Genomic DNA, 26918 nt, shown 5'->3' on the forward strand with positions numbered 1-26918 from the left:
CCTGGCGGGGCGTCAAACCCCCTTGTGGGCTGCGGGAATGCGGGAGGGCCCGCACCGAGGAGATCGGTGCGGGCCCTCATTGGTCCATACCCTTGACGCCCTACTGCTGAGGCGCTGGCGGCGCCTGCGGGGGCTGCTGCGGATACTGCGGATGGGGTTGACCCGCGGGCGGCACGGGGGCGCCGGGAAGACCGGGCCGGCCCGGCTCGGGCTGACCGTGGCCGCCAGGTGTTGCCGGGGGCGCGCCGGCCGGACCGTCCGCCGACTGCGCCTGGGACGGCGGTGACTGGTGCCAGCCCTGCTGGGCACCGGGCTGCGGCTGCGGAGGATAGGGCTGCTGTCCGGCGTGCGGTGGCTGGCCGGCGTAGGGCTGCTGTCCACCGTGGTAGGGCTGCTGCGGGTTCGGGGCGTACGGCTGGCCGGGCACGGGCTGACCGTGGGGCGGCTGGCCACCCGGCATCGGCGGCGCCAGATGCGGAGGCTGGTGACCCTGGCCCTCCGACGTCCACAGGCCCTGTGCCTGCTGTGCCCGTACGAAGTCCTCGGCCACCATCGCCGACAGGTTGAAGTACGCCTCACGCGTCTTGGGGCGCATCATGTCCAGGTCGACCTCGGCGCCGGCCGAGAGATGCTCGTCGAAGGGCACCACGACGACACCGCGGCAGCGGGTCTCGAAGTGCTGCACGATGTCCTCGACCTTGATCATCTTTCCGGTCTCCCGGACTCCCGAGATGACGGTGATCGAGCGCTGCACAAGCTCCGCATAGCCGTGGGCCGAGAGCCAGTCCAGCGTGGTGCTCGCACTGCTCGCGCCGTCCACCGACGGGGTGGAGATGATGATCAGCTGGTCGGCGAGATCCAGCACCCCGCGCATCGCGCTGTAGAGCAGGCCGGTGCCGGAGTCGGTGAGGATGATCGGGTACTGCTTGCCCAGTACGTCGATCGCGCGCCGGTAGTCCTCGTCGTTGAACGTCGTGGAGACGGCCGGGTCCACGTCATTGGCGATGATCTCCAGTCCGGAGGGCGCCTGCGAGGTGAAGCGGCGGATGTCCATGTACGAGTTCAGATACGGGATCGCCTGCACCAGATCGCGGATCGTCGCCCCGGTCTCGCGGCGCACGCGGCGGCCGAGCGTGCCGGCGTCCGGGTTGGCGTCGATCGCAAGGATCTTGTCCTGCCGCTCGGTGGCGAGGGTCGCGCCGAGCGCGGTGGTCGTCGTGGTCTTGCCGACGCCACCCTTGAGGCTGATGACCGCGATCCGGTAGCAGGACAGCACCGGGGTGCGGATCAGCTCCAGCTTGCGCTGCCGCTCCGCCTCCTCCTTCTTGCCGCCGAGCTTGAAGCGGGCAGCTGCACCGGACGGGTTGCGGCTCGACTTGGCCTTCTGCTTGTTGTTGCGCAGAAGGCGGTCGGAGGACAGCTCGACGGCCGCGGTGTACCCGAGCGGCGCGCCCGGTACGGAACGCTCACGCTGGTCGTGGGTGACGGGCGTGGGCCAGGCCGCGCCGGTCCTGGGGTCGACGGGAGCAGCGGGCGCCGGCGGCTGTGGCTGACCGTGACCCTGCTGTGCGGGGAGATTCGGCGCCCCGGGCGCGGGCATGCCGGGCTGCGGAAACTGGGGGCCGGGCCCAGTCGCCGTCGGGGGCACGGGCGCTCCCGGCTGCGCTCCCTGCGGACTCCCCGGTGGCAGGTGCGGTGCGTTCGGTACCTGGGGTGCTGGGGTTGTGGGGTGGCCCGGTTGTCCGGGTTGGGGGAAGCCGTATCCGCTGTGTGGTGCGGGCGGGTTGGGTGTTTGGGGTGCTGGGGTTGTGGGGTGGCCTGGCTGTCCGGGTTGGGGGAAGCCGTATCCGCTGTGTGGTGCGGGCGGGTTGGGTGTTTGGGGTGCTGGGGTTGTGGGGTGGCCCGGTTGTCCGGGTTGGGGGAAGCCGTACCCACCCTGCTGTGCGGGCAGGCTCGGAGCCTCACCCGGCCGAGGACCCGTGTCTGCCGCCGGTGCGGGGAGAGCGGGCCTGGCGGTCTCCTGCGCGGGGAGAGCGGGCCTGGCGGTGTCCTGCGCCGGCGCGGGCCACTGCGGCGCGGCGATCGGCCCGGCGGGCTGGAACGCGGGCGGCAGAGGCGGCAGGCCGGTTCCCTGTGCGACCGGCGGGGGAGACCACGGCTGGGCCGGGGCCGGAACGGGCGGCGCGTCCTGCGGAACGGCGTCCGAAGGCGCGTCGGCGGGCACGGCGTCGGCCGGCTCCACCACCGCGTTCCCCTCCGCGTCCGGTACCGCGTCCTCGGGGGCGGAATCCCCCTCCACGGGCGCATTCGCGCTCGTGCTCCCGGCATCGTGCGCGTGCTCGTCTGCGTTCGTGATCACCCCGACTGCAGCGTCCTCGGGTCCTTCGGCTGCCTGGGGCTCGTCGGCATCCCGGGGGTCCGCGTGGTCCCCGTTGTCCGCGTGGTCCGACGTGGCTTCGGCCGACGGGGTGTCCGCCGCGGTCGCGGCGTCGACCGCTTCGTCCGTTTCCTCTGTCCCGGCCGTTCCGTCTGCGGCCTCTGTGGGATCGGCTTCCGTGGTCGCGGTCTCCCCGGCCTGCGTACCGGCATCCTGTGTGCCCGCCCCGCCGGGCGCCTGGGCGTCGGCAGCGTCAGCGGCTTCGCGTTCGGCGATCTCGCGCTTCAGGGCGGCGGGGGAGAAGCGCATCGTGGCACCGCTCTCCAGGTCCCCGCCCCCGAACGGCTGGGACGCACCGGTCCCGTGCTCGGCCGCGGCGGCGGGAGCAACGGGACTCGAGGGACCAGTGGCCGCAGGGGCGGGCGCCGAGGCGGGCGCAGGCTGCGCAGGCGCCCAGTTGGGCTCGAAGCCGCTCCCCGCGGGGAGCCCGGGCACCCCGACAGGTGCGCCCGACGGCGGCGGGAGCGTTCCGCCTTGTGCTCCTGTCCCCGTGCCTGCGGGCGTACCCACCCCCGAGTCCCCCGACGCGTTCTGCGTGTACCAGGCCGGCGGGGTGTAATCGATGGTGAACTCACCCGACATCTCCGCGGGCTCCGCGTCGGACTGATCGTCGCCGGGTGTGTTCCAGCCCCCGCGGATCTCGTCCCGATCGCCGTTCACTTTGCCTCCTGTGGTCGAGCACCCTTGTGCCGTCGTGGGTGGGGGGCGACCGTAACCGTCGTGCGATCCGCCGCCCGGCTCTCCCCCTTGTGACGCCGCGCACCTGCCCGCAGGTTCTTGCCGCGCCCACTCCCACCCTAATCGTCAACTCCGTCAGTACGGCAGGGTGGACCTCCCGCCATGGGTTGCCCCCGGCGTCACGTCCAGGTCTCAAGTGGCCACGAAGCGACCGAGATACGACACATGGGCGGGTCTGAAACGGTCAAAACCGCATGGAATGCCGTCAGTCCATCCGGCGCGCGCCACCCAGCAGACCGGTCTCGGCATCCGTGGGCTGCGTCATGACGAACTGGCGGTCACCTGCCGTACACCACAACGTCACACCATCAGCAAGAGTGGAGAGTGCCTCCGTCTCGCCGGGCGACAGGTTCATGGCGCAACCGATCCTTGCGGCCTCGTCGGGGGACACCCGCTGAACGCCCACCAGGGCCGACTTCTCCATCAGCCTCGGCGCCACCGGGCTGAGATACGGCAGCAGCGTCACCACCGACTGCCAGGGACCCGAGCCCACTCTGCCGCGCGGCGGTCGCATCCCGCAGTCGCGCACCACGACGACAGGACTGCCTGCCGACGCGCCCTGGGGCGGGATCCGGCCCACATCATGCAGGCTGATGCACGGCTGGTCGCCGCCGACGGCCTGCGCCAGAGTCGCCCAGGCCGGGGCCCGGCCCGTCTCCACCGCAATCCGCGCACCCGTCGCGGCCGCTCGCAGCGCCATGACCTGTGCCGTCCACAGGCCGCCGATCAGCGTGACGTCGTACGGTGTGGGCCGGTTGATGCCGAGCACCGCCGGCCGCCCGTCGGAGTCCACTCCGATCACCATGCCGTCGTCGCCCACCGGCAGTGCCAGGGCGTCCAGTTGATCCAGCGGAATGGTGTGCCGGTCGCGGCGCGGCCCGATCAGCCCGAACCCGATGCGCGATCCGATTGCCCCGCCCGCCCGCCGCACGACGCGCCCGCCGGACGCAGAAGACGCGGAGGTTCCGGGCGGACCCGATGCAGGTGTGGCGGAAGGTGCCGAAGAAGACATCGACATCAGCGTGCACCTCCAAGCGGCAGCGTCGCCAGCATCCCCGGCAGCTGTTCACGGTCCAGCCGGACCAGATCCGTCTTCACCCCGCGCGCCGCATGCTCCAGTTCACGACGCGCGCTCACCAGTTCCTCGTCGCTGCGCGCGGCGATCCGCACATGCCCGGTGACCGTGACCTCCTGGCGGTCGGCGTGCCCCAGCGTGAGGCTGAAGGTCGTGGCCAGTGCGGGCAGCGAGGTGAGCAGCGCGACGAGCTGCGGCAGCGACGCACCGCCCGAGGCCCCGGGGCCGCTCAGTTGCGGCCAGCGCCCCACCCAGTACGTCGTATGCCTGCGGTCGTCGCACCGCCATGTGCGCGAGGTCTCCTCGGTCCGCCGTCCCTGCACATCGGCCCGGCTCGCCCGGGCTGTCGCCGACGGGTTGGCGCATGTGGAGATCGCGACGGCCCCGATGAGCTCCTGCTCGGTCAGCACGGTTGCACCGAACCCGGCACCGGTCAGTCGGCTCGCCAGCTGGTACGCCGCCCGCACCACGCACTTCTGCGCACCGGCCAGTCCGCCGCCGCGCGCTTCGACCGCTTCCGGGCACAGCTCGGGGTCGAGCTTGAGCGCGATCCAGGTGATGCGGACCGAGGGAGCGCCGCTCCGTGCCTGCAGCGGTGCATAGTTCCGCGCGGCCACCGACTGCTGCGGCAGATGCGGCGCAGGGGCGGGCTGGGTGTGCTGCACGATCTGCGCCGACTCCAGCAGGATTCCGTCGACCTCCAGTGCCTCCTGTACGAGACCCACGGGAAGCGGTCGTGCGCCGCGGTCGGGGCGCAGCGCCGTCGCGTCGGACTCGACCCGGAGCACGGCCGTCAGGAACGTACCGTCGCCGATCATTCCGATGGGGCGCCGGTCACGGTCGCTGTACGAGTACGTCTGGAGCGCCGGCTCGCACTCGACGGCGGGTGCGAGCCCCGGCTCGGTGCCGGGAGGGAGGACGAACGACGCCGCCCTGCGCGTCCGGGCGCGCAGTGCGAGAACCGTCGAGATCCACTCCGGGAGCGAGCGCCGGCGACGGCGGAGCAGAGCCAGCAGCACCAGCGTCGCCGCCACCACACCCGCCGGCAGGAGCAGCAGGGGGTCCATGACCCAGGCGACGAGCAGCAGCGCCGCCGCGCACTCGATCAGTACGAGTTGTTGCAATCGGAACGAACCCAGTTGTCCGGCGCGGGCCTTGGGGCGCGGCGAGACCGTTCCCCGAGAGGACGTCGCCGCCCCTGTGGTTCGGGGCTGCGGGGACGATCCGGGGCCAGGGGCCGAGGACGGCGCGGCAGCGGCTGCCCATGTGCGCGTCGCGGAAGCCATGATGGAGAAACCCCTCTGTCCCGATCGCCCCGGCCTGCCGGGGCCTGGGTGGCGGCATCACCCTACCCGCGCCACGAGCCCCGTCGATCAACGGGCATAGTAGGGGCCGGCCCGGCAGTCGGCTTCGGGGGAGTACTCGCCTCGGGCCTGTGGCGAGGACTGCGGCTTTTCGACCGATGGGGACTCATGGCATCGCGGCGGGACGAGCTCAACGCGTACACCTTCGCGAAGAAGCGCACGGTGGCGGCATTCCTCCGACCTTCCCCCACGGGCACGGAGGAGGGAGCGCCACGCCCGCTGCGTGCCGTCCTCCCGAGCCTCGTCGTCGGCGCACTCATGGTCGCCGGATTCGGTGCCTGGGGCATGGTCGAGCCCAAGGCGCCCAGGGACTGGGACAAGCCCGGCTACAAAGTGATCGTGGGCAAGGAATCCACGACGCGTTACGTGGTGCTCACCACCGGCACGAAGAAGCTGCTGCACCCCGTGCTCAACCTGGCGTCCGCCCGACTGCTGCTGAATCCCCAGGAGTTCGAGGTGATCCAGGTCAGCGACGACATACTCGACGCCGGCGAACCTCCCCGCGGGCCGACCCTGGGCATCCCGTACGCGCCCGACCGTCTCCCCAGTGCCTCCGAGGCGGCCAAGCCCAAGCGCTGGGCGGTCTGCGAGCAGCCGGGCGGCGGCAAGGGTGCCAGCGTGCAGAAGGCGACGTTCGTCCTCGCCGAACGCGATGCCTCCAGGACCGAGGGCAAGGAACGGCTGTCCGGCGGACAGTCCCTCTATGTCAAGGGGCAGGACGGTGCCCGCTATCTGGTGGACCCCGGAGGCACCAAGCACCCGGTGCGTGAGAAGGGTTCGGAGGGGCACATCCTCACCCGTGCACTGTTCGGCAACGGGAATCCGCAGTCCGTCACCGACGACTGGCTGGCCACACTCCACACCGGAAGTCCGGTCCACTTCCCCGACATTCCCGGTCAGGTCGGCGAGGACGCGGGTGCAGGGGGCGGACTCACCGGCACCGAGGACCGGGTGGGCATGGTCCTGCTGGCGCAGACGGGATCCGGGCCGCAGCACTATGTCGTGCTGCGCGGAGGGGTGCGGCCGGTATCGGGCTTCACCGCGCGGCTGCTCATCAACTCCCCGGAGACCGAATCCCTTGACATGGACGGCAAGGCCACGACCGTGGACGCGGCATCGTTCGAGCCGGAGTCGGAGGTATTCGGCGCGGAGCTGCGCTGGCCGTCGGAGCCTCCCCGCCAGGTCAACTCCACCGGCGGCGCGGGGGCACGCGACACGGTCTGCAGCGTTCTGCGCAAGGTCGACGACAAGGGCCGCACGACGCTGTCCACCTGGGCGGGCACCACGTACCCGGCCGAGATCACCGCGGGGGGCGCCAGCACCTATGTCACACCGGGCAGCGGTCTGCTCTACAGGCAGGTCCAGGGCAGGCAGACGAGTCCCGGCGGGTCGCTCTTCCTGGTGACGGACACGGGGCTGCGGTACGCGGTCCGGGCGAACGGCGACAGTGATGCTGCCCGTTCCGACACCGCCGCCGGTGACCGGAAGAAGGAGCGTGACGGCCGCCCCGAACCCAGCAACGCCCAGGTCCGTCTCGGCTACGAGAACGTCACCCCCACGCTCGTCCCGATCACCTGGTCGGAGTTCCTGTCGAAGGGCCCGAGGCTCGACACCGACAGTGCGCGCCGGCCCCAGGGTTCATAGGGGGAGAAGGCGATGTACCGGAAGACTGCACTGCTGGCGGCTGCGGCACTCGCAGCCCTGTCGTCCGCGCCCCCTGCCGCATGCGCGGACGAACTCCCCGCTCCTGTCGGGCTCGACGGCAGCGGGGAGTGCACCTTTCCGATGAAGAAGCAGATCGCGAGCATCCCCTGGTCGCTCCAGCGCGTGCTCCTCGACGAACTGTGGCAGGACACCCAGGGCAAAGGTGTCCGCGTCGCCGTCATCGACACCGGTGTCGACGACGTCAACCCGCAGCTGAAGCCCGCCGTCGACGCCTCCGCAGGCAAGGACTTCCTCGAGCCCGAAGCGGACGACATGGACGGCCGGCGGGGCAGGACCGACGGCACGGTCGACGAGGTCGGGCACGGCACCAAGGTCGCCGGCATCATCGCCGCCCGCCCTCGCGAGGGAACCGGTTTCGTCGGCCTTGCGCCCGAGGCGACGATCATCCCCATCCGCCAGAACGACGAGAAGAACAGCGGCAACTCCCACACGATGGCAGCTGCGATCGACCATGCGATCGCCCACAAGGCCGATGTCATCAACCTCTCGCAGGACACCACCCAGGCGCTGACTCCGGCGTCCGATCTCGGCATGGCCGTGGCGCGGGCGGTCGGGCAGGACATCGTGGTCGTCGCGTCCGCGGGCAACGACGGCATGGACGGAAAGCTCAAGAACACCTATCCGGCCGCCTTCGACGGAGTGCTCGCCGTCGCCGCGTCGGACCGCAACAACGAACGTGCGGCCTTCTCCCAGGCGGGCGAGTTCGTGGGCGTCGCGGCACCTGGCGTGGACATCGTCTCCACCGTTCCCGGTGGCGGGCAGTGCGTCGACAACGGGACCAGTTTCTCCGCGCCGTACGTCGCCGGTGTCGCCGCGCTGCTGCGTGCCAAGTACCCCCGCTGGAAGGCACACCAGATCATCGCCCAGATCGAACAGACCGCGGAACGCGGCGTCAACGGGCGTGACGACTTCATCGGTTGGGGTGTAGTGGACCCCGTCCGCGCACTGGACGACGACGGCCCCCCTCCCGAGGCCCCGAGTCCGGACCCGGGGCCTCCGAAGCCGCCTGCTCCGGAGCCGGCGCGGCTCACGCTCTCGGAGACACCGCAGGAGCGCGACGAGCGGTACGCGACATACGCGATCGGCATCGGCGGAGTGCTGGTCGCAGTGATCGCCGGCATCGCGACCGTGGTGCGGGACGGTCGCCGGCGGACCGGCCGATGAGCAAGCGTCCTCGGAGCATTTGCAGCGGGAATCGTCTCGTGTCCAGTGGCTAGAGTGACCGGACCCGGATCACGGGCCCGGCGCGGGCGGCGTCGAGGGCTTTGCGTCCGCTGCGCATGAAGAAGGGGCAACAGGTGTCGAAGGACCTGAAGGTAACCAGTGATGATCAGATCGGCCTTGCCAACCGGATCCAGGAGTTTCACGACGAGTTGCAGGCCCGGATCACGTCCCTCAACGGTGTGGTGGACCGCATCCAGGCAGGCTGGCAGGGCGCGGCCAGCCAGGAGTACGACAGGGTTCAGTTCCACGTGAACCAGCGCCTGAAGAGCATGCGTCTCCAGCTCGTCAAGCTCGAGGAGATCATGCGGATGAGCGCCGACGGCTTCACACAGCAGGAAGAGGACCGTATCGCCGCCTTCCGGAAGATGGACGACTCGCCTTCCGGCCGGAGCGCGATCCTCGGCATGGCCTGAGCGGCCCGCAGCCGACCGGACCCCCGTCCTCCGCTGAATCCCGCCACAGAGGCACATAGGAGCAAGGCAATGACCACTGCCGTCAACTACGACACCGTCACGCAGGCGGCCGGCGACGTCCGCCTCACCGCGTCGGAGCTCTCCCTGAAGCTGCAGGACCTGATGACCCAGGTCAACCGTGTCGCCGAGAGCTGGGACGGTGAGGCCAAACTGGCTTACCGCGAGAGCCAGGACATCCTCACCAGGGACATGGCCGGCATGAACCAGGACCTCTCCCGCATCGCCCGGCTTCTCGACGAGTCAGTGGTGGGCTACCGGGACACCGACAAGGGCAACGCCGCCCGTTTCCGCATGCTGATGGACTGAGCCCCGGCCGGGCCGGCATCCGGATGCCCGAGAGGGGGGACCCACCGCACGGCGGGTACTCCCTCTGCAGGTTCCGGCCGCCCTATCTGAGGTCGAACTCCCCGTCCCGCGCGCCCAGTACGAAGGCGCGCCACTCCGCCTCCGTGTACCGCAGCACCGTGTCCGGATCGAGCGAGGAGCGCATCGCCACCGCTCCGCCGGGGAGATGGGCGATCTCCACGCGCTCCTCGTCCGGGCTCGTTCCCGGCGCACCGTGCCATTCGACGTCCGAGATGTCGAGCGCGTACAGCTCTTCCTTCTGGCGTTCCTTGTCGGCGGCGTCGGCCATGCGCGATCCCCTCCGGGTAAGTCCGGGTTGTGCGAGCGAGCTACGGATTCACCCTACTCGGCGGCCACCGGCCCGGGAGCGGTGATCACCGGTACCGGATCGGATGAAACGCGTGGCCACCACGTGCTCGAGACCGGTCACGGTCGACGTCGAGCCGCTCATCACGCTCCCATCCCGCTTTGACCGGAAACCGGTGCGTGCCGGCTCCATGGACGCCAGGCCCCTGCGGTCCGTCCGCAGCCCCCGTCCCCGCAGCCCTCGCCCGAGTGACCGGCCGTCCTGCCCGGCGCCGGGCAGGACGGCCTCGAACACCGTCCGGCCCCACCGTTCGCCGGAGTTGCCCGTGCACTCCCTCACGGTCGTGCTCAGCGCTCCGGCAGCCAGCCCAGCTGCACCAGTGGCGTTCCCCGCTTGCGCGAGACGAACGTGCCGCGCCCCGGGGGCATCGGTCGGGCCCGGACATGGCCCAGAATGTCGCCCTCGCCCGGGTCGCCGGAGAGGACCACGCCCTGTGCCCCGAGCTCCTTCATCCGCTGCATGAACGGTTCGTACAGTGCGCGCGAGGCTCCCGCCGCGCTTCGGGCGACGATGAAGCGGATGCCGACGTCCCTCGCGAACGGCAGGTTCTCCACGAGCACCTGCATGGGGTTACCTGAGTTCGTGGCGACCAGCTCGTAGTCGTCGATGAGGACGAACAGCTGCGGACCGCTCCACCAGCTGCGGTCGCGAAGCTGCTGCGGGGTGATGTCCGGCTTCGGGGCCCGCTTCACCATCACCGTGTTGATGGCGTCCATGTGCATCTGCATCGCCGAAGCCATCGGCGCGTACTCGAGCAGATGCGACGGGGGCACCGCCTCCAGCATGGTGCGCCGGTAGTCACCGACGACGATCCGTGCCTGCTCCGGCGTGTACCGCTCGGAGAGCTGCTTGGCGATGAGCCGGAGCAGCCCCGTCTTGCCCGATTCGCTCTCACCGAAGATCACGAAGAACGGGTCGGACTCGAAGTCGACGAACATCGGCTCCAGGCCGGTCTCGTCGATGCCGATCGCGATGCCCTGCTGCGGGAACTCGAAGCCCTTCGGCAGCTGGTCCGCGCGCAGCATGCGCGGCAGCAGGCGTACGCCCGGAGCCGCCGCGCCCGTCCAACTCCCCTTCACCGCCTGCACGAACGCCGCCGTGCCGTCCGCGAGGTCGACCGGGCTGCTCGAGCCGTCGATCCTCGGCAGCGCACCCATGAAGTGCAGCCTCTCCGGCACCTGGCCGCGACCGGGCACACCCGCCGGCACGTTCGCCGCGACCTTGCGGTCGAACTCGGAGTCCATGACGTCCCCGAGGCGCAACTCGAGCCGGCCCAGCATCTGGTCCTTGAGAGCCGCGCGCACCTCCATGTACCGCGCGGCCGTGATGACGACATGTATTCCGTGGCCGAGACCGCGCGCCGCGATGTCCGCGACGACCGGCTCCAGCATCTCGTGATCGTTCCTGAAGCCGCCCCAGCCGTCGATGACCAGGAACACATCGCCCCACGCACCGCCGGGCAGTTCGCCCGAGGCACGCTTGCGCCGGTACGTGGCGATCGAGTCGATGGCGTGTGAACGGAAGAACTCCTCCCGCTGGTTCAGCACACCGGCGACCTCGGCGACCGTACGTCGCACCCGCTCGGGATCGAGGCGGGACGCGACCCCGCCCACATGCGGCAGGTCCGCCAGCGATGCGAGACTTCCGCCGCCGAAGTCCAGTGCGTAGAAGTGCACTTCGTGCGGAGTGTGGGTGAGCGCGAACGACGAGATCAGCGTGCGCATCATCGTCGACTTGCCCGACTGCGGACCGCCGACCACCATCATGTGGCCCGCAGCGCCCGAGAAGTCGCAGTACAGGACGTCGCGGCGCTGCTCGAAGGGTTTGTCGATCAGCCCGAGCGGGACGACCAGACCGCCCGGCCGCGTGTACTCGGTCGCCGTCAGGCCGCGGTCCGCTGTGTGCCCGAGACCCGGAAGCAGCTGGTCCAGCGGAGGTGCCTGGTCCAGCGGCGGCAGCCACACCTGATGTGCGGGCACGCCCTGGCCCTCCAGGCGGCGCACGATCACATCGAGCACGGTGTCCGCAGGCGCGTCGTCCCCGCTCTCCCGGGACGCGGAGGGATGCGCCGGGTCGGGCGCCGCGTACACCACCGGTACCGGCGCCGCGGTGAAGACCGCCGGCCGACGCTCGATCGGCAGCCGACCGGCGGAGAGTTCCGGCCCGCCCGCACGGTGGACCCCCGAGACATAGGCCGCCTTGAAGCGGGTCATCACCTCCGTGCCGAACTTCAGATAGCCGGAGCCCGGCACCGGGGGCAGGTGGTAGGCGTCGGGCACGCCGATCGCCGTACGCGACTCGGTGGCCGAGAACGTCCGCAGGCCGATCCGGTACGAGAGATAGGTGTCCAGGCCGCGCAGCTTGCCCTCCTCCAGGCGCTGCGACGCGAGCAGCAGATGGACACCCAGCGACCGGCCGATACGACCGATCCGGAGGAACATGTCGATGAAGTCCGGCCTGGCGGTGAGCAGTTCGGAGAACTCGTCGATGACCAGGACCAGCGAGGCAAGCGGCTCCAACGGCGCACCTGCCCCGCGTGCTTTCTCGTAGTCGTGGATATGGGGGTAGTTGCCCGCCGAGCGCAGCAGCTCCTGACGGCGCTGCAGCTCACCGCGGATCGCGTCGCCCATACGGTCGACCAGGGTCAGGTCCTCGGAGAGATTGGTGATGACGGCGGCCACATGAGGCATCTGCGCCATGCCCGCGAAGGTCGCTCCGCCCTTGAAGTCGGCGAGCACGAAGTTCAGCGTCTCGGACGAATGCGTCACCGCAAGCCCGAGCACCAGCGTCCGCAGCAGTTCCGACTTTCCTGAACCCGTGGCACCGACGCACAGCCCGTGCGGCCCCATGCCCTCCTGCGCGGCCTCCTTGAGGTCCAGCATCACCGGCCGGCCGTCCTCGCCGACACCGATCGGCACCCGCAGCCGCTCCGCCGTCGAACGCGGCCGCCAGGTGCGCGTCACATCCAACGACGCCGCATCGCCCAGGTTCAGCAGATCGGTGAAGTCCAGGTTGGCGAGCAGCGGCTCGTCGCCGTCGCCCCCGCCCATCCGCAGCGGTGCGAGCTGCCGCGCCAGCGCCTCGGCCGCCGGCAGCGAGATCCCGTCCGCGACGCCCTCGTACGTACCGCCGGAACCCGAACCCGACTCCAGCCGCAGCCGCCCGGACCGTACGACGATCGAAAGCCCGCCCCGAGGCTGGTCCGGCTCCCCGGACACCACCTCGACGACGGTGACCCCCTGCAGGCCCTCGGCCGCCGCGAACAGCGAGTCCTTGGGCACCGTCCCGCCGTCCAGCACCACCACGATGTGCGGCTGGTCGAGCACCGGCCGGCTGTCCCCGCCGAACCGCGGCCGGCCGTCGAGCCTGCTGCGCAGCAACTGCTCCACTTCGCCCGCATCGCCGCTGAACAGCCGCTTCGTACCGGCCCCGTCGAGCTCTCCCGGAACCTGGGTGTGCGGCAGCCACTTCGTCCAGTCCCAGCGCGCCACCGCGCCCGGCGCCGCGACCACGGCGACCATCAGATCCTCGGGGGAGTGCAGCGTCACCAGCTGCGACACCAGCGCACGGGCCGCCGACTGTGCCGACTCCGGCTCCCCGGACACCGTCATGCGGCAGAACGCCCGCATCGACACGGTCATCGGCAACCCGTCCAAGGAGCCGTGCACCGCGAGGAACTGCTGCATCGCCCCCGCGCACAGCGGCTCCAGCTCGTCCAGTGGCGCCGTGTCCGGCGCGATCAGAGGCGTCGACAGCTCCTGGATCCCGAGGCCGATGCGCAGCTGCCCGAAGTCCGGGTCGCCGATCCTCCGTTCCCACACCCGCGAGCCCTCGGCCACCACCGACCACAGCTGGTCGGGAGCGGGGTGCAGATACCACTGTGCATCGCGCTGCGCCCGCGCGGTCCGGCGCACCGTGCGCCGCGTCTGCGCGAGGTATTTGAGGTAGTCGCGCCGGACATCGGCAAGCCGTCCCTGCGTGCCCCTGCGGAATCTGACGAGCTGGGCGATCGCCATCGCGACAGTCGACACCAGCATCAGAACGCCCATGATCCGCATGAACGGATGGGCGTTCGGCATGAAGAAGAAGACCACCGAGGAGCCCATGCCGAGCATCGGCAGAAGCTGCATCAGCACCGATTCCTGCTGTCCCCGGGGCAGTTCCGGAGGGGGCTTCAGAGCCAGCTCCTCCGTGGGAACGTCCGGGGGAAGGGAGCGCGGCGGGCGTTTGACGACGATCTGGCTCACCGGAACATCAATCCCTCGGATACGGACGGAAGCCGGGGTCCGCCTGCGACATCGCCGGATTCCGCACCGGCGCCCCCATGACCGCCTTTGCTGCGCGGACCTCCCGCACGCGACGGTGATCCTACTGGCCGGTGGTGTCACGACCTGCCGATAAGGTGTCCGCGCACCCTGCGCAACCGCGAATCAGTCTGTGCGCCATCGCCATTCAGGGGGTCCTGACACGTGAGTACGACCGCAGCGACGGGCTTCTGCCGCGTCACTGTCGTGGCGCCCGACGGCCGGATCGACGTCGCCCTCCCCGAGGACTTCGCCGTCGCCGACGTCTACCCGGAGATCCTGCGGCTCACCGGTCAGACGCAGTCCTCGGGGACTCCCACCGGGTACCACCTGGTCCGCCGTGACGGCACCGTCCTCGACGGCGCCCGCACGCTCGCCGCCCAGCAGGTGCTCGACGGCGAGGTGCTCAGCCTGCGCCCGTTCGCCCGTTCGCTGCCGCCCGCGGTCTTCGACGATGTGTCCGAGGCCGTCGCGGCGGCCGTCGTCCGGGACCGGCATCTGTGGAGCGACGACCTGCTGCGCGGCGCAGCACTCGTCGGCGGGGTGCTGCTGCTCGTCCTCATGGGCTTCGTGCTCTGGTTCGCCGACCCCGTGCACCACGACATGCACAGCCTCCCGGGAGTCATCGCGGGAGCGGCCGGCGTGCTGCTGACGGCCTTCGCCGGCGTCCGCGCCCGGGTCTACGGCGACCGGGCGACGGCCGTCGCCGTCGGCCTCGGCGCACTCCCGCTGCTGCTGATCGCAGGTTCCGGGATCGTCGGCGCGGTCGCCGGTCAGGGACCCGGCCGGCTGCAGTTCCTGCTCGGCTGTGTGACCGTCCTGGTCGCCGCCGTCGTCCTTGTGGTGCTCACCCCGAGCGGTGATGCCCCTTTCGTCGCCGCCACCTTCCTGGCGACCGTCGGCACCCTCGCCACCTTCGTCGCGATCCTCACCGGGGCCGACGCGACCGCGGCCGCGGCGGTCTGCGCCCCCGTGGCCGTCGGGACGGTCGCGTTCCTGCCGGGGCTCTCGGCCCGTTTCGCCCGGCTGCCCATCGGATACGCCCCGCCGCGCAGTGCGGCCGAGGAGGATTTCCACGCCGATCCGAACCAGCTCCCCGCAGCCCGGCCCGTCGACGTGGGCCGGATCGCCGCCCAGGCCCGCCGCGGCCACGAGATGCTGCTCGGCCTGGTCTGCGGGTGCGCCGGCGTCGTGATCGGCTCCGCGGCCGTCCTCGGTTTCTCCGGCGACGTCCGGGGCCGGATCCTCGGGCTCGCCGCGGGCCTCGCGATGCTGCTGCGCGCCCGCCTCTTCCGCTACACCTCCCAGGTGGCCTGCACCCTGGTGGCCGGAATCGGTGCGATCGCCCTGCTCATCCTCGGTCTGTCCCTGAACCCCCCGGCCGATTCGGTCAAGGACCTGCTGGTCTTCGGGGACCGGAGTGGCCTGGACATCCGTACCATCTGGCTCTCCGCGGCCGTCGCCGCCGGAGTCGCGCTGGTCGTCGCGATCGGCCTGATCATCCCGAGGAAGGGCCTCTCGCCCCTCTGGGGCCGGCTGCTCGACCTCGCCGAGGGTGCGGTGCTGCTCTCCCTGGTCCCGCTCTGCCTGGCGGTCCTGGATGTCTTCGACGCCGCCCGGTCCCTGACCGGCTAGCCTCCTCCGGACCGCTCAGGACCGGCCCCGTCCCGGGCCGGTCATCCGGACTGGTACGCTGTGTGACGGCCGTTTGTGTACGCGCCCCCAGCCCCGGCTCTGCGCCAGCTGGGAGCAGCGCCCATCGCGCCTTCGCCTCCGAGTCACGGAAGTTCCCCTGAGACCAAGACCAGGGGCACTCGCGGGCGCATCGAACACCAAGAGGAGTACCGAGTGTCTCTCGACGCCGCTACGAAGAAGCAGATCATGGCCGAGTTCGGCACCAAGGAGGGCGACACCGGCTCCCCCGAGGTCCAGGTCGCGATGCTCTCCCGCCGCATCTCGGACCTGACCGAGCACCTCAAGACCCACAAGCACGACCACCACTCGCGCCGTGGTCTGCTGATCCTGGTCGGCCAGCGCCGCCGTCTGCTGCAGTACCTGGCCAAGAAGGACATCCAGCGCTTCCGTACGCTGGTCGACCGCCTCGGCATCCGCCGCGGTGCGGCGGGCGCGAAGTAAGACGCCGTGAAGGGAGCGGTTCCCACACTGAGGGGGCCGCTCCCTTTGCTGTACGTGCGGTCCTGCGCCGAACCTCAGTAACCTGGTGACAGCGCAGTACCCGAAAACGCAGTAAAGAACGCAATGAAGACGAGGAGGAGCGCCCCTCCGCCGCCGGTCCTCGGTAGTGGCCCCCGGAAGACATTCACCCGGGTGCTTCGATCGAAGACCGGCCCGCACACAAGGCGCGCTTCTCCGCCACCGTCCCCGCGCCACACGGGTGGGGGGACGCATACGAGGAGATATCGCTGGTGGAGAACGAGACCCACTACGCCGAAGCCGTGATCGACAACGGCTCCTTCGGCACCCGTACCATCCGCTTCGAGACGGGCCGCCTGGCCAAGCAGGCCGCCGGTTCCGCCGTGGCGTACCTGGACGACGACACCATGGTGCTGTCGGCCACCACCGCGTCCAAGAACCCCAAGGACCAGCTGGACTTCTTCCCTCTGACGGTCGACGTCGAGGAGCGGATGTACGCCGCGGGCAAGATCCCCGGTTCGTTCTTCCGCCGTGAGGGACGCCCGTCCGAGGACGCGGTACTGACCTGCCGCCTGATCGACCGCCCGCTGCGTCCGTCCTTCAAGAAGGGCCTGCGCAACGAGATCCAGATCGTCGAGACGATCATGGCGCTCAACCCCGACCACCTGTACGACGTGGTCGCGATCAACGCCGCCTCCTGCTCCACGCAGCTGGCCGGCCTGCCCTTCTCCGGCCCGATCGGCGGCACCCGTGTCGCGCTGATCAACGGCCAGTGGGTGGCCTTCCCGACCCACACCGAGCTCGAGGACGCCGTCTTCGACATGGTGGTCGCGGGCCGCGTCCTGGAGGACGGCGACGTCGCGATCATGATGGTGGAGGCCGAGGCCACCGAGAAGACGATCGAGCTCGTCAAGGGCGGCGCCGAGGCGCCGACCGAGGAGGTCGTCGCCGCCGGTCTCGAGGCCGCGAAGCCCTTCATCAAGGTCCTCTGCAAGGCCCAGGCGGACCTCGCCGCGAAGGCTGCCAAGCCGACCGGTGAGTTCCCCGTCTTCCTCGAGTACCAGGACGACGTCCTGGAGGCGCTCACCGCCGCCGTCAAGAGCGAGCTCACCCAGGCGCTCACCATTGCCGGCAAGCAGGAGCGCGAGGCCGAGCTGGACCGCGTCAAGGCGCTCGCCGCCGAGAAGCTCCTGCCGGAGTTCGAGGGCCGCGAGAAGGAGATCTCCGCCGCTTACCGCTCGCTGACCAAGTCCCTGGTCCGTGAGCGCGTGATCAAGGAGAAGAAGCGCATCGACGGCCGCGGCGTCACGGACATCCGTACGCTCGCCGCCGAGGTCGAGGCGATCCCGCGGGTGCACGGTTCCGCCCTGTTCGAGCGTGGCGAGACCCAGATCCTGGGCGTCACCACCCTCAACATGCTCCGCATGGAGCAGCAGCTGGACACCCTTTCCCCGGTGACCCGCAAGCGCTACATGCACAACTACAACTTCCCGCCGTACTCCGTCGGTGAGACCGGCCGCGTCGGTTCGCCGAAGCGCCGCGAGATCGGTCACGGCGCCCTGGCCGAGCGCGCCATCGTGCCGGTGCTGCCGAGCCGCGAGGAGTTCCCGTACGCGATCCGCCAGGTGTCCGAGGCCCTCGGCTCCAACGGCTCGACGTCCATGGGCTCGGTCTGCGCCTCCACCATGTCGCTGCTGAACGCCGGTGTGCCGCTGAAGGCCCCCGTCGCCGGTATCGCCATGGGCCTGATCTCCCAGGAGATCGAGGGCAAGACGCACTACGTCGCTCTGACCGACATCCTCGGTGCCGAGGACGCCTTCGGCGACATGGACTTCAAGGTCGCCGGTACGAAGGAGTTCGTCACCGCGCTCCAGCTCGACACCAAGCTGGACGGCATCCCGGCCTCCGTCCTGGCCGCGGCCCTCAAGCAGGCCCGTGACGCCCGCCTCCACATCCTCGACGTGATGATGGAAGCGATCGACACCCCGGACGAGATGTCCCCGAACGCCCCGCGGATCATCACCGTCAAGATCCCCGTGGACAAGATCGGTGAGGTCATCGGCCCCAAGGGCAAGATGATCAACCAGATCCAGGAGGACACCGGCGCCGAGATCACGATCGAGGACGACGGCACCATCTACATCGGTGCCGCCGACGGTCCGGCCGCCGAGGCCGCCCGCGCCACGATCAACGGCATCGCCAACCCGACCATGCCGGAGGTCGGCGAGCGCTACCTGGGCACGGTCGTCAAGACCACGACCTTCGGTGCGTTCGTCTCCCTGCTGCCCGGCAAGGACGGCCTGCTGCACATCTCGCAGATCCGCAAGCTCGCCGGCGGCAAGCGCGTGGAGAACGTCGAGGACGTGCTCGGCGTGGGCCACAAGGTCCAGGTCGAGATCGCCGAGATCGACCAGCGCGGCAAGCTCTCCCTCATCCCCGTCATCGAGGGCGAGGAGGGTGGCGAGAACGCCGCCGACGACAAGAAGGACGACGCCGACAAGTGACGTCCCGTAGTTCCAGGACGACGGCCCGCACCTCCACGGAGGCGCGGGCCGTCGCCCGTACCCAAACGCTTCTCAAGGGCGAGCACGGCATCGGCACCGTCCGTCGCACGGTCCTCCCCGGCGGTCTGCGCATCGTCACCGAGACGCTCCCCTCCGTACGGTCCGCGACGTTCGGTATCTGGGCACACGTCGGCTCCCGCGACGAGACCCCCTCGCTGGGCGGTGCCACGCACTATCTCGAGCACCTCCTCTTCAAGGGCACGCACAAGCGCTCCGCTCTCGACATCTCGGCCGCGATCGACGCGGTCGGCGGCGAGATGAACGCCTTCACGGCGAAGGAGTACACCTGCTACTACGCCCGTGTGCTCGACACCGACCTGCCCCTGGCGATCGACGTCGTCTGCGACATGCTCACCGGTTCCCTGATCCTCGAGGAGGACGTCGACGCCGAGCGCGGTGTCATCCTCGAAGAGATCGCGATGACCGAGGACGATCCGGGCGACGTCGTCCACGACCTCTTCGCGCACACCATGTTCGGCGACACCCCGCTGGGCCGTCCGGTCCTCGGCACCGTCGACACCATCAACGCGCTGGACCGTTCGCGGATCGCCCGCTTCTACAAGAAGCACTACGACCCGACGCATCTGGTCGTCGCGGCAGCGGGCAACGTCGACCACGCCACGGTCGTGCGCCAGGTCCGCAAGGCCTTCGAAAAGGCCGGGGCCCTCTCCCGTACGGACGCCGTGCCGGTCGCCCCCCGTGACGGCCACCGCACGATCAGGGCCGCGGGCCGCGTCGACGTACTGGGCCGCAGGACCGAGCAGGCCCATGTGGTGCTCGGCATGCCGGGTCTGGCCCGCACCGACGACCGTCGCTGGGCTCTCGGCGTACTGAACACGGCCCTCGGCGGCGGCATGTCCTCCCGCCTCTTCCAGGAGGTCCGGGAGAAGCGCGGCCTCGCCTACAGCGTGTACTCGTACACGTCGGGCTTCGCCGACTGCGGTCTCTTCGGCGTCTACGCGGGCTGCCGGCCCAACCAGGTCCACGACGTGCTGAAGATCTGCCGCGACGAGCTCGACAGGGTGGCCGCCGAGGGACTGTCGGACGACGAGATCGGCCGCGCGATCGGCCAGCTCTCCGGCTCCACCGTCCTCGGCCTCGAGGACACAGGTGCGCTGATGAACCGCATCGGCAAGAGTGAGCTGTGCTGGGGTGCCCAGATGTCGGTCGACGACATGCTGGCGAACATAGCCGCGGTCACGCCGGACGACGTACGCGCGGTCGCCCGCGAGGTACTGGGACAGCGTCCCTCGCTGTCGGTGATCGGCCCGCTGAAGGACAAGCAGGCCGACCGCCTGCACGAATCCGTCTCGTAGAGTCCGTCTCGTGGAGAGAGCACAAGCAATGACCAAGCTGCGCGTGGCCGTCCTCGGCGCCAAGGGCCGTATCGGCTCCGAGGCCGTACGAGCCGTCGAAGCCGCCGATGACATGGAACTCGTCGCCGCGCTCGGCCGGGGCGACAAGCTGGAGACCCTCGTCGAGAGCGGCGCCCAGGTGGCGGTCGAACTGACGACCCCCGCCTCGGTGATGGGAAATCTCGACTTCTGCGTGCGCCACGGGATCCACGCCGTCGTCGGAACCACCGGCTGGACCGACGAAAGACTCGCGCATCTGCGCACCTCGCTCGACGCATCCCCCGAGACGGGCGTGCTCATTGCGCCGAACTTCTCCATCGGCGCCGTGCTCACCATGAAATTCGCCGCACAGGCCGCGCGCTATTTCGAATCGGTCGAGGTCGTCGAGCTGCACCACCCGAACAAGGCCGACGCCCCTTCGGGAACCGCCACCCGCACCGCCCAGCTGATCGCCGCGGCGCGTGCCGAGGCAGGCTGCGCCCCCCAGCCCGACGCCACCGTCACCGGGCTGGACGGCGCGCGCGGCGCGGACGTCGACGGGGTGCCGGTGCACGCCGTACGGCTCCGGGGCCTGCTCGCCCACCAGGAGGTCCTGCTCGGGGGCGAGGGCGAGACCCTCACCATCCGCCACGACTCCCTGCACCACAGCAGCTTCATGCCGGGCATCCTGCTCGGTGCGCGCCGCGTGGTGACCACGCCGGGCCTCACCTTCGGCCTCGAGAACTTCCTCGACCTCGGCTGAGGCCCTTCATGCGCGCGAAGATCTCCTACTTCATCACGGCTGCCGCCCTGGTCGTCTATTTCGTCCTGGTCGGCAGCCGGGGGCTGATGCTGATCCAGCAGGGCACGGCGCTCACCGTCACCTTCGGTGTCGCGGTGCTGATCCTGCCGTTCATCGGCATCTGGTTCCTCTGGAAGAACACCCAGTTCGTCACGAGGGCCAACGCCCTCGCGGCCGAGCTGGACGCGGAGGGCGGCCTCCCGGTCGACGAGCTGGTGCGGACCCCGTCCGGCCGCGTCGACCGCGACTCCGCGGATGCCGTCTTCGCCAGGCGCCGGGCGGAGACCGAGGACTCACCCGACGACTGGCGCTGCTGGTTCCGGCTCGCCGTCGCCTACCACGACGCCCGGGACACCCCGCGTGCACGCAAGGCGATGCAGCGTGCGATCGCCCTGCACGACGGAAAGGCCGTCAGGGCCTGACGCCGACAGTGGCCGGGCCGGTCCCGGCCGCCGGGGGCCCTATACGGGCCGGTATTCGGCGCCCCACGCCTCGATGGTGTCGGCCGCACGGTCGAACGCCTCGACCCGTGAAAGAAAATCCGCGTTGTGGTCGGTGAGCAGCATCAGGGGCTCACCGCCCTGGCGCACGAGGACGAGTGCCTGTCCCTGCACGGTCCGCGGCAGCCCGAGCCAGCGCACCGGCTGCTGCACGGTCCGCAGGGCCGCCACCTGTTCCCACGCGACCGATCTGGTCGAGATGAGACCCACGTACCGGATGCCGTGCCGGCTCACCCAGCTGCCGATGCGCAGCAGCCGGAGTGCCAGGGCGATCACCAGCGCTGCGAGACCGAAGCACAGCCCTGCGCCCGGCAGCGCACCGGCGAACGCGATGATCACCGTCGCGATCAGCACGAAGGACGCGAGCAGCAGCAGCAGCGCCGAGCCCGCCACCCGCCATGGACCCGGACGGTACGGCCGCCGCCATTGATCATGGTCGTCGAACGGCAGCGCGACATCGTCGTCCGCCGTCGCGTCAAAGGCGCGGTCGGCCGTCAGAAAGGGCAGGGGCACGGCTGATCCTTATTCATCAAGCACGATGGGGCTGTGCCTCGTGAGGCTACAGAGGCTGCTGATGCCGGACCACCCCAGGGGGCCATCGGAGTGCCTCCCACGCCGGCCAGGGCAGTGGTGCGGAGTCAGCGGCCCTCGCTCGCCCGGGACTGCTTCGCCTGGGAAGGAGCCTGCGAAGTGTCCAGTGCGGGCATCCCGAGGAGCAGTGACCCGACCAGCCCGGCCGCCACGGTCAGGCCGATCAGCGTCCGGCCCGCAAGCTGTTTCGTGTCCGGGCGCATCCTCGGCGGTGGAGAGACATTGCTGCGGAAGCGGTCGGCCTCGGCGACGAATGCGAACGGGACAGCTTCTCGCCGGCGGAACATATGGGTGAAGCCTCCTCACTTTGTGACGGACGTGGTTACCGGTACAGACGTACAGAACCGCCACTTGGTGCCCGATTCCGGTGAATTGACCGAGGAGAGTCGGGACCCTGCCGCCCGGGCCGTCGTTGTCAGTGACGAGCCGTAAAGTGGGCGCCGCCCGAGCGATGCAACTGGAAGGACCCCTGCCGGTGACCGAGATCCCCGCCGACATCAAGCCCAGCTTCCGCAGCGAAGTCACGGTCGACCTGGTGAAGCACACTGCAGGCGACTCGGACGTGCTGTGGGCGGCCCGGGTCTCCACCGCGGGTGAGCAGTCCCTGGACGAGCTTTCCAAGGATCCTGAGCGATCGAAGGGGCTCATCAACTATCTGATGCGGGACCGCCACGGCAGCCCCTTCGAGCACAACTCGATGACCTTCTTCATCAGCGCACCGATCTTTGTCTTCCGCGAGTTCATGCGCCATCGCGTCGGTTGGTCGTACAACGAGGAATCCGGCCGCTACCGGGAGCTGCAGCCCGTGTTCTACGTCCCGGACGAGTCGCGCAGGCTCGTGCAGGAGGGCCGCCCCGGGAAGTACGTCTTCGTCGAGGGCACCCAGGCCCAGCAGGAGCTCACCGGCCGGGTGATGACGGACGCGTACCGCCAGTCGTACGAGGCGTATCAGGAAATGCTCGCGGCCGGTGTCGCCCGCGAAGTCGCCCGTTCGGTCCTCCCCGTCGGCCTCTACTCCTCCATGTACGCGACGTGCAACGCCCGCTCACTGATGCACTTCCTCGGCCTGCGCACCCAGCACGAGCTGGCGAAGGTTCCTTCCTTCCCACAGCGGGAGATCGAGATGGTCGGCGAGAAGATGGAGGAGCAATGGGCCAAGCTCATGCCGCTCACTTACGCCGCCTTCAACGCAAATGGACGGATTGCCCCGTAGGGGACAGATGTGCGGTTCAGCCTTACTCGGTGTCCGTATTGCGGCGTTTCGAGAAGTTCATCTAGGCTGATCAAACGGACCCGGCACTGCTTGAACCCCCGAGCAGGCAGTGCCGGGCTCCACTGATCCCGGCATACGTCACGTCCCCCAAGGGGGCCCTACGCGCTGAGCAGCGAGTAGCGTGTTACCCATGGCTCCGATCTCCACTCCGCAGACCCCCTTCGGGCGGGTCCTCACCGCCATGGTCACGCCGTTCACGGCGGACGGCGCACTCGACCTCGACGGCGCGCAGCGGCTCGCCACCCACCTGGTGGACGCAGGCAACGACGGCCTGATCATCAATGGCACCACGGGCGAGTCCCCGACCACCAGCGATGCGGAGAAAGATCAGCTCGTGCGTGCCGTCCTGGACGCCGTGGGCGACCGCGCCCACGTCGTCGCCGGAGTCGGCACCAACGACACCCGCCACAGCACCGAGCTGGCCCGCGCGGCCGAGCGCGCCGGCGCACACGGCCTGCTCGCCGTCACGCCGTACTACAACAAGCCCCCGCAAGAGGGTCTGTACCGCCACTTCTCGGCCATCGCCGACAGCACCGGTCTTCCCGTGATGCTGTACGACATCCCCGGCCGCAGTGGTGTGCCGATCGACACGGAGACGATCGTTCGCCTGGCCCAGCACCCGCGCATCGTCGCCAACAAGGACGCCAAGGGCGACCTCGGCCGCGCCAGCTGGGCCATCGCGCAGAGCGGCCTCGCCTGGTACTCGGGCGACGACATGCTCAACCTCCCGCTTCTCTCGGTCGGCGCCGTCGGCTTCGTCTCCGTCGTCGGCCATGTCGTCACCCCGGAGTTGCGCGCCCTCGTCGACGCCTACACCGCGGGCGACGTCCAGAAGGCCACCGAGATCCACCAGAAACTGCTCCCCGTCTTCACCGGCATGTTCCGGACGCAGGGCGTCATCACGACCAAGGCGGCGCTCGCCCTCCAGGGCCTGCCCGCCGGCCCGCTGCGCCTCCCGCTCGTCGAGCTCACCGCGGCCGAGACCGCTCAGCTCAAGATCGATCTCGCCGCAGGCGGGGTACAGCTGTAACCACAGACTTCACAACTGAATACGAGCGACAAAGACGACAACAGCAAGTGCACGAATGTCATGCGCGCCACGTGCCCAAGCGGTACGTGGCGCGTGTGGTGAGGAGAGTCTTTTGAGTCATCCGCATCCTGAACTCGGCGCCCCGCCGAAGCTCCCCAAGGGCGGCCTGCGCGTCACCCCTCTCGGCGGTCTCGGTGAGATCGGCCGGAACATGACTGTCTTCGAGTACGAGGGCCGGATCCTGATCGTTGACTGCGGCGTCCTCTTCCCCGAGGAGGAGCAGCCGGGCATCGACCTGATCCTGCCGGACTTCACCACCGTCCGGGACCGCCTCGACGACATCGAGGGCATCGTGCTCACGCACGGTCATGAGGACCACATCGGCGGTGTCCCGTACCTCCTCCGGCTCAAGCCGGATATCCCGCTGATCGGCTCCAAGCTGACCCTCGCGCTCATCGAGGCCAAGCTCCAGGAGCACCGCATCCGCCCCTACACCCTCGAGGTCGCAGAAGGGAACCGCGAGCGCATCGGCCCCTTCGACTGCGAATTCATCGCGGTCAACCACTCCATCCCGGACGCCTTGGCCGTCGCCATCCGCACCCCTGCGGGCATGGCCGTCCACACGGGCGACTTCAAGATGGACCAGCTCCCGATGGACGGCCGTCTCACCGACCTCCATGCCTTCGCACGTCTGAGCGAAGAGGGAATCGACCTCCTGTTGAGCGATTCCACCAACGCAGAGGTCCCCGGCTTCGTCCCGGCCGAGCGGGACATTTCCAATGTGCTGCGGGGTGTCTTCGCGGGCGCCCAGAAGCGCATCATCGTGGCCAGCTTCGCCAGCCATGTGCACCGCATCCAGCAGATCCTCGACGCCGCTCATGAGTTCGGCCGGCGAGTGGCGTTCGTCGGCCGCTCGATGGTCCGCAACATGGGTATCGCCCGAGACCTGGGCTACCTCAAGGTCCCCGCCGGGCTCGTCGTCGACGTGAAGACGCTGGACGACCTCCCCGACCATGAGGTCGTACTGGTCTGCACCGGCTCCCAGGGCGAACCGATGGCGGCCCTCTCGCGCATGGCGAACCGCGACCACCAGATCCGCATCGTCCAGGGCGACACGGTCATCCTGGCCTCGTCGCTCATCCCGGGTAACGAGAACGCGGTCTACCGGGTGATCAACGGCCTCACCCGCTGGGGCGCCAACGTGGTGCACAAGGGGAACGCCAAGGTCCATGTCTCGGGGCACGCCTCGGCCGGCGAGCTGCTGTACTTCTACAACATCTGCAAGCCGAAGAACCTGATGCCGGTGCACGGCGAATGGCGCCATCTCCGCGCCAACGCCGAACTCGGTGCCCTGACGGGCGTTCCGAAGGACCGCATCGTCATCGCCGAGGACGGCGTTGTCGTCGACCTGGTCGACGGCAAGGCCAAGATCACCGGCAAGGTCCAGGCCGGATATGTGTACGTCGATGGCCTCTCCGTCGGCGATGTCACCGAGTCCTCGTTGAAGGACCGTCGCATCCTCGGCGACGAGGGCATCATCTCGGTCTTCGTCGTGGTCGACTCCACAACCGGCAAGGTCGTGGGTGGTCCGAACATCCACGCTCGGGGCTCCGGCATCGAGGACAGTGCCTTCGACGCGGTCATGCCGAAGATCGAAGAAGCGATCCACAAGTCTGCTGCCGACGGTGTGTCCGAGCCGCACCAGCTGCAGCAGCTCATCCGCCGGTCGATCGGCAAGTGGGTGTCCGACACCTACCGCCGGCGCCCGATGATCCTCCCTGTGGTCGTAGAGGTCTGACGCCCCGTCGGGTGATCCAGGAGCGGGGCGGCCCCCGATTTGCATCGGCCGCCCCGCTCCAGTACGTTTACGGCTCCGCCTCAGGGAAACCCGTGCGCACCGGTGTGTGCCCGGAACCTTCCCGGAACGGGGTGGGAATTCCGACTCAGAATCTTTGATAAAGTCGGATCAGCCGAAAGGCAAAGGCCCTCCAACGGCCACCGGAAACAGAATCCGAACCGGAAACGGAACGGAAAATGAATCTGGTAGGGTTGGAAACAACGAAGGGAAGCGCCCGGAGGAAAGCCGCAGAGAATGTTCTGTGGGTGAGTACAAAGGAAGCGTCCGTTCCTTGAGAACTCAACAGCGTGCCAAAAATCAACGCCAGATTAGTTGATACCCCGTCCATCCTTCGGATGGTCGAGGTTCCTTTGAAGACCTACTGGCCCTTGTGGCAGGTAGGCACATACACAGCGAGGACGCTGTGTGCAACCGGGACTATTCCTCCTGGTTGCACCGCTCTCGTGGTGTCGACCCGATTACGGGTAAACATTCACGGAGAGTTTGATCCTGGCTCAGGACGAACGCTGGCGGCGTGCTTAACACATGCAAGTCGAACGATGAAGCCCTTCGGGGTGGATTAGTGGCGAACGGGTGAGTAACACGTGGGCAATCTGCCCTTCACTCTGGGACAAGCCCTGGAAACGGGGTCTAATACCGGATACGACCTGCCGAGGCATCTCGGTGGGTGGAAAGCTCCGGCGGTGAAGGATGAGCCCGCGGCCTATCAGCTTGTTGGTGGGGTGATGGCCTACCAAGGCGACGACGGGTAGCCGGCCTG

20 protein-coding genes and 1 rRNA gene are annotated in these 26918 nt (G+C 69.4%); 14 read left to right on the forward strand and 7 right to left on the reverse strand.

Going from position 1 to position 26918, the window contains the following annotated elements:
• Positions 1 to 100 precede the first annotated feature (100 nt).
• The 3 genes from AC068D_RS33825 to eccE all read right to left on the reverse strand — a co-directional run bounded on the left by AC068D_RS33825 (position 101) and on the right by eccE (position 5536).
• Positions 101 to 3097, reverse strand: coding sequence for an SCO5717 family growth-regulating ATPase (locus AC068D_RS33825; protein ID WP_478826957.1), 2997 nt, complete (start codon positions 3095 to 3097; stop codon positions 101 to 103).
• A 283-nt stretch (positions 3098 to 3380) separates the two neighbouring features.
• Positions 3381 to 4193, reverse strand: a complete 813-nt coding sequence (locus tag AC068D_RS33830; protein WP_478826958.1) for a hypothetical protein — start codon at positions 4191 to 4193, stop codon at positions 3381 to 3383.
• Entirely contained in the window at positions 4193 to 5536 is a 1344-nt protein-coding gene (gene eccE / locus AC068D_RS33835) for a type VII secretion protein EccE (protein WP_478826959.1), read from the reverse strand. The genes AC068D_RS33830 and eccE overlap by 1 nt, the downstream gene beginning before the upstream one ends.
• A gap of 186 nt (positions 5537 to 5722) precedes the next feature.
• Between eccE and eccB the strand changes: the two genes are divergently transcribed.
• From eccB to AC068D_RS33855, 4 genes are all read left to right on the forward strand, one after another.
• The gene (gene eccB, locus AC068D_RS33840) at positions 5723 to 7258 is read left to right on the forward strand and encodes a type VII secretion protein EccB (RefSeq protein WP_478826960.1); all 1536 of its coding nucleotides are present in this window, start codon (positions 5723 to 5725) and stop codon (positions 7256 to 7258) included.
• 12 nt (positions 7259 to 7270) lie between these two features.
• On the forward strand, positions 7271 to 8503 hold the full coding sequence (gene mycP / locus AC068D_RS33845) for a type VII secretion-associated serine protease mycosin (RefSeq protein WP_478826961.1): 1233 nt from the start codon (positions 7271 to 7273) through the stop codon (positions 8501 to 8503).
• Positions 8504 to 8637: 134 nt separating this feature from the next.
• Positions 8638 to 8976 carry a WXG100 family type VII secretion target gene (locus AC068D_RS33850; RefSeq protein ID WP_478826962.1) on the forward strand — a complete coding sequence of 113 codons (339 nt, stop codon included), beginning with the start codon at positions 8638 to 8640 and terminating at the stop codon, positions 8974 to 8976.
• Positions 8977 to 9045: 69 nt separating this feature from the next.
• A complete protein-coding gene (locus AC068D_RS33855) occupies positions 9046 to 9342 on the forward strand; it encodes a WXG100 family type VII secretion target (protein ID WP_478826963.1) in 297 nt (98 codons plus the stop codon).
• An 82-nt stretch (positions 9343 to 9424) separates the two neighbouring features.
• Here the strand turns inward: AC068D_RS33855 and AC068D_RS33860 are convergent, their stop codons facing one another.
• Together AC068D_RS33860 and eccCa are read right to left on the reverse strand one after the other, a co-directional pair.
• Complete coding sequence (locus AC068D_RS33860; protein WP_478826964.1) at positions 9425 to 9670, reverse strand: DUF397 domain-containing protein; 246 nt, start codon at positions 9668 to 9670, stop codon at positions 9425 to 9427.
• Between the two features lie 365 nt (positions 9671 to 10035).
• Entirely contained in the window at positions 10036 to 13995 is a 3960-nt protein-coding gene (gene eccCa, locus AC068D_RS33865; protein WP_478826965.1) for a type VII secretion protein EccCa, read from the reverse strand.
• 222 nt (positions 13996 to 14217) lie between these two features.
• On the opposite strand from eccCa, the gene eccD reads away from it, so the two are divergent.
• The 6 genes from eccD to AC068D_RS33895 all read left to right on the forward strand — a co-directional run bounded on the left by eccD (position 14218) and on the right by AC068D_RS33895 (position 21328).
• Positions 14218 to 15687 (forward strand): type VII secretion integral membrane protein EccD, encoded by a 1470-nt coding sequence (gene eccD, locus AC068D_RS33870; RefSeq protein WP_478826966.1) that lies wholly within the window; start codon positions 14218 to 14220, stop codon positions 15685 to 15687.
• 213 nt (positions 15688 to 15900) lie between these two features.
• Positions 15901 to 16188 carry a 30S ribosomal protein S15 gene (rpsO, locus tag AC068D_RS33875; protein WP_322725099.1) on the forward strand — a complete coding sequence of 96 codons (288 nt, stop codon included), beginning with the start codon at positions 15901 to 15903 and terminating at the stop codon, positions 16186 to 16188.
• 290 nt (positions 16189 to 16478) lie between these two features.
• Entirely contained in the window at positions 16479 to 18710 is a 2232-nt protein-coding gene (locus AC068D_RS33880) for a polyribonucleotide nucleotidyltransferase (protein ID WP_478826967.1), read from the forward strand.
• Positions 18707 to 20086: a M16 family metallopeptidase gene (locus AC068D_RS33885; RefSeq protein WP_478826968.1), complete on the forward strand. Its 1380-nt coding sequence runs from the start codon at positions 18707 to 18709 to the stop codon at positions 20084 to 20086. Before AC068D_RS33880 ends, AC068D_RS33885 begins: the two co-directional genes overlap by 4 nt.
• A 28-nt stretch (positions 20087 to 20114) precedes the next feature.
• Positions 20115 to 20867 carry a 4-hydroxy-tetrahydrodipicolinate reductase gene (dapB, locus tag AC068D_RS33890; RefSeq protein ID WP_478826980.1) on the forward strand — a complete coding sequence of 251 codons (753 nt, stop codon included), beginning with the start codon at positions 20115 to 20117 and terminating at the stop codon, positions 20865 to 20867.
• Between the two features lie 8 nt (positions 20868 to 20875).
• Positions 20876 to 21328, forward strand: a complete 453-nt coding sequence (locus AC068D_RS33895; RefSeq protein WP_478826969.1) for a hypothetical protein — start codon at positions 20876 to 20878, stop codon at positions 21326 to 21328.
• Between the two features lie 39 nt (positions 21329 to 21367).
• Here AC068D_RS33895 and AC068D_RS33900 read toward each other — a convergent pair whose 3' ends face one another.
• Positions 21368 to 21919 (reverse strand): hypothetical protein, encoded by a 552-nt coding sequence (locus tag AC068D_RS33900; RefSeq protein ID WP_478826970.1) that lies wholly within the window; start codon positions 21917 to 21919, stop codon positions 21368 to 21370.
• 125 nt (positions 21920 to 22044) lie between these two features.
• Positions 22045 to 22284 carry a hypothetical protein gene (locus tag AC068D_RS33905; RefSeq protein WP_478826971.1) on the reverse strand — a complete coding sequence of 80 codons (240 nt, stop codon included), beginning with the start codon at positions 22282 to 22284 and terminating at the stop codon, positions 22045 to 22047.
• Between the two features lie 188 nt (positions 22285 to 22472).
• Here AC068D_RS33905 and thyX point away from each other — a divergent pair, with 188 nt between their 5' ends.
• The 4 genes from thyX to AC068D_RS33925 form a co-directional block, all read left to right on the forward strand.
• Positions 22473 to 23210: an FAD-dependent thymidylate synthase gene (gene thyX / locus AC068D_RS33910; RefSeq protein ID WP_478826972.1), complete on the forward strand. Its 738-nt coding sequence runs from the start codon at positions 22473 to 22475 to the stop codon at positions 23208 to 23210.
• Positions 23211 to 23400: 190 nt separating this feature from the next.
• Entirely contained in the window at positions 23401 to 24300 is a 900-nt protein-coding gene (gene dapA, locus AC068D_RS33915) for a 4-hydroxy-tetrahydrodipicolinate synthase (RefSeq protein ID WP_478826973.1), read from the forward strand.
• A 112-nt stretch (positions 24301 to 24412) separates the two neighbouring features.
• A complete protein-coding gene (locus AC068D_RS33920) occupies positions 24413 to 26098 on the forward strand; it encodes a ribonuclease J (protein ID WP_478826974.1) in 1686 nt (561 codons plus the stop codon).
• Positions 26099 to 26629: 531 nt separating this feature from the next.
• A 16S ribosomal RNA gene (locus AC068D_RS33925) occupies positions 26630 to 26918 on the forward strand; the annotation flags it as partial.

The sequence above is a fragment of the Streptomyces sp. NPDC043861 genome, assembly GCF_056435905.1.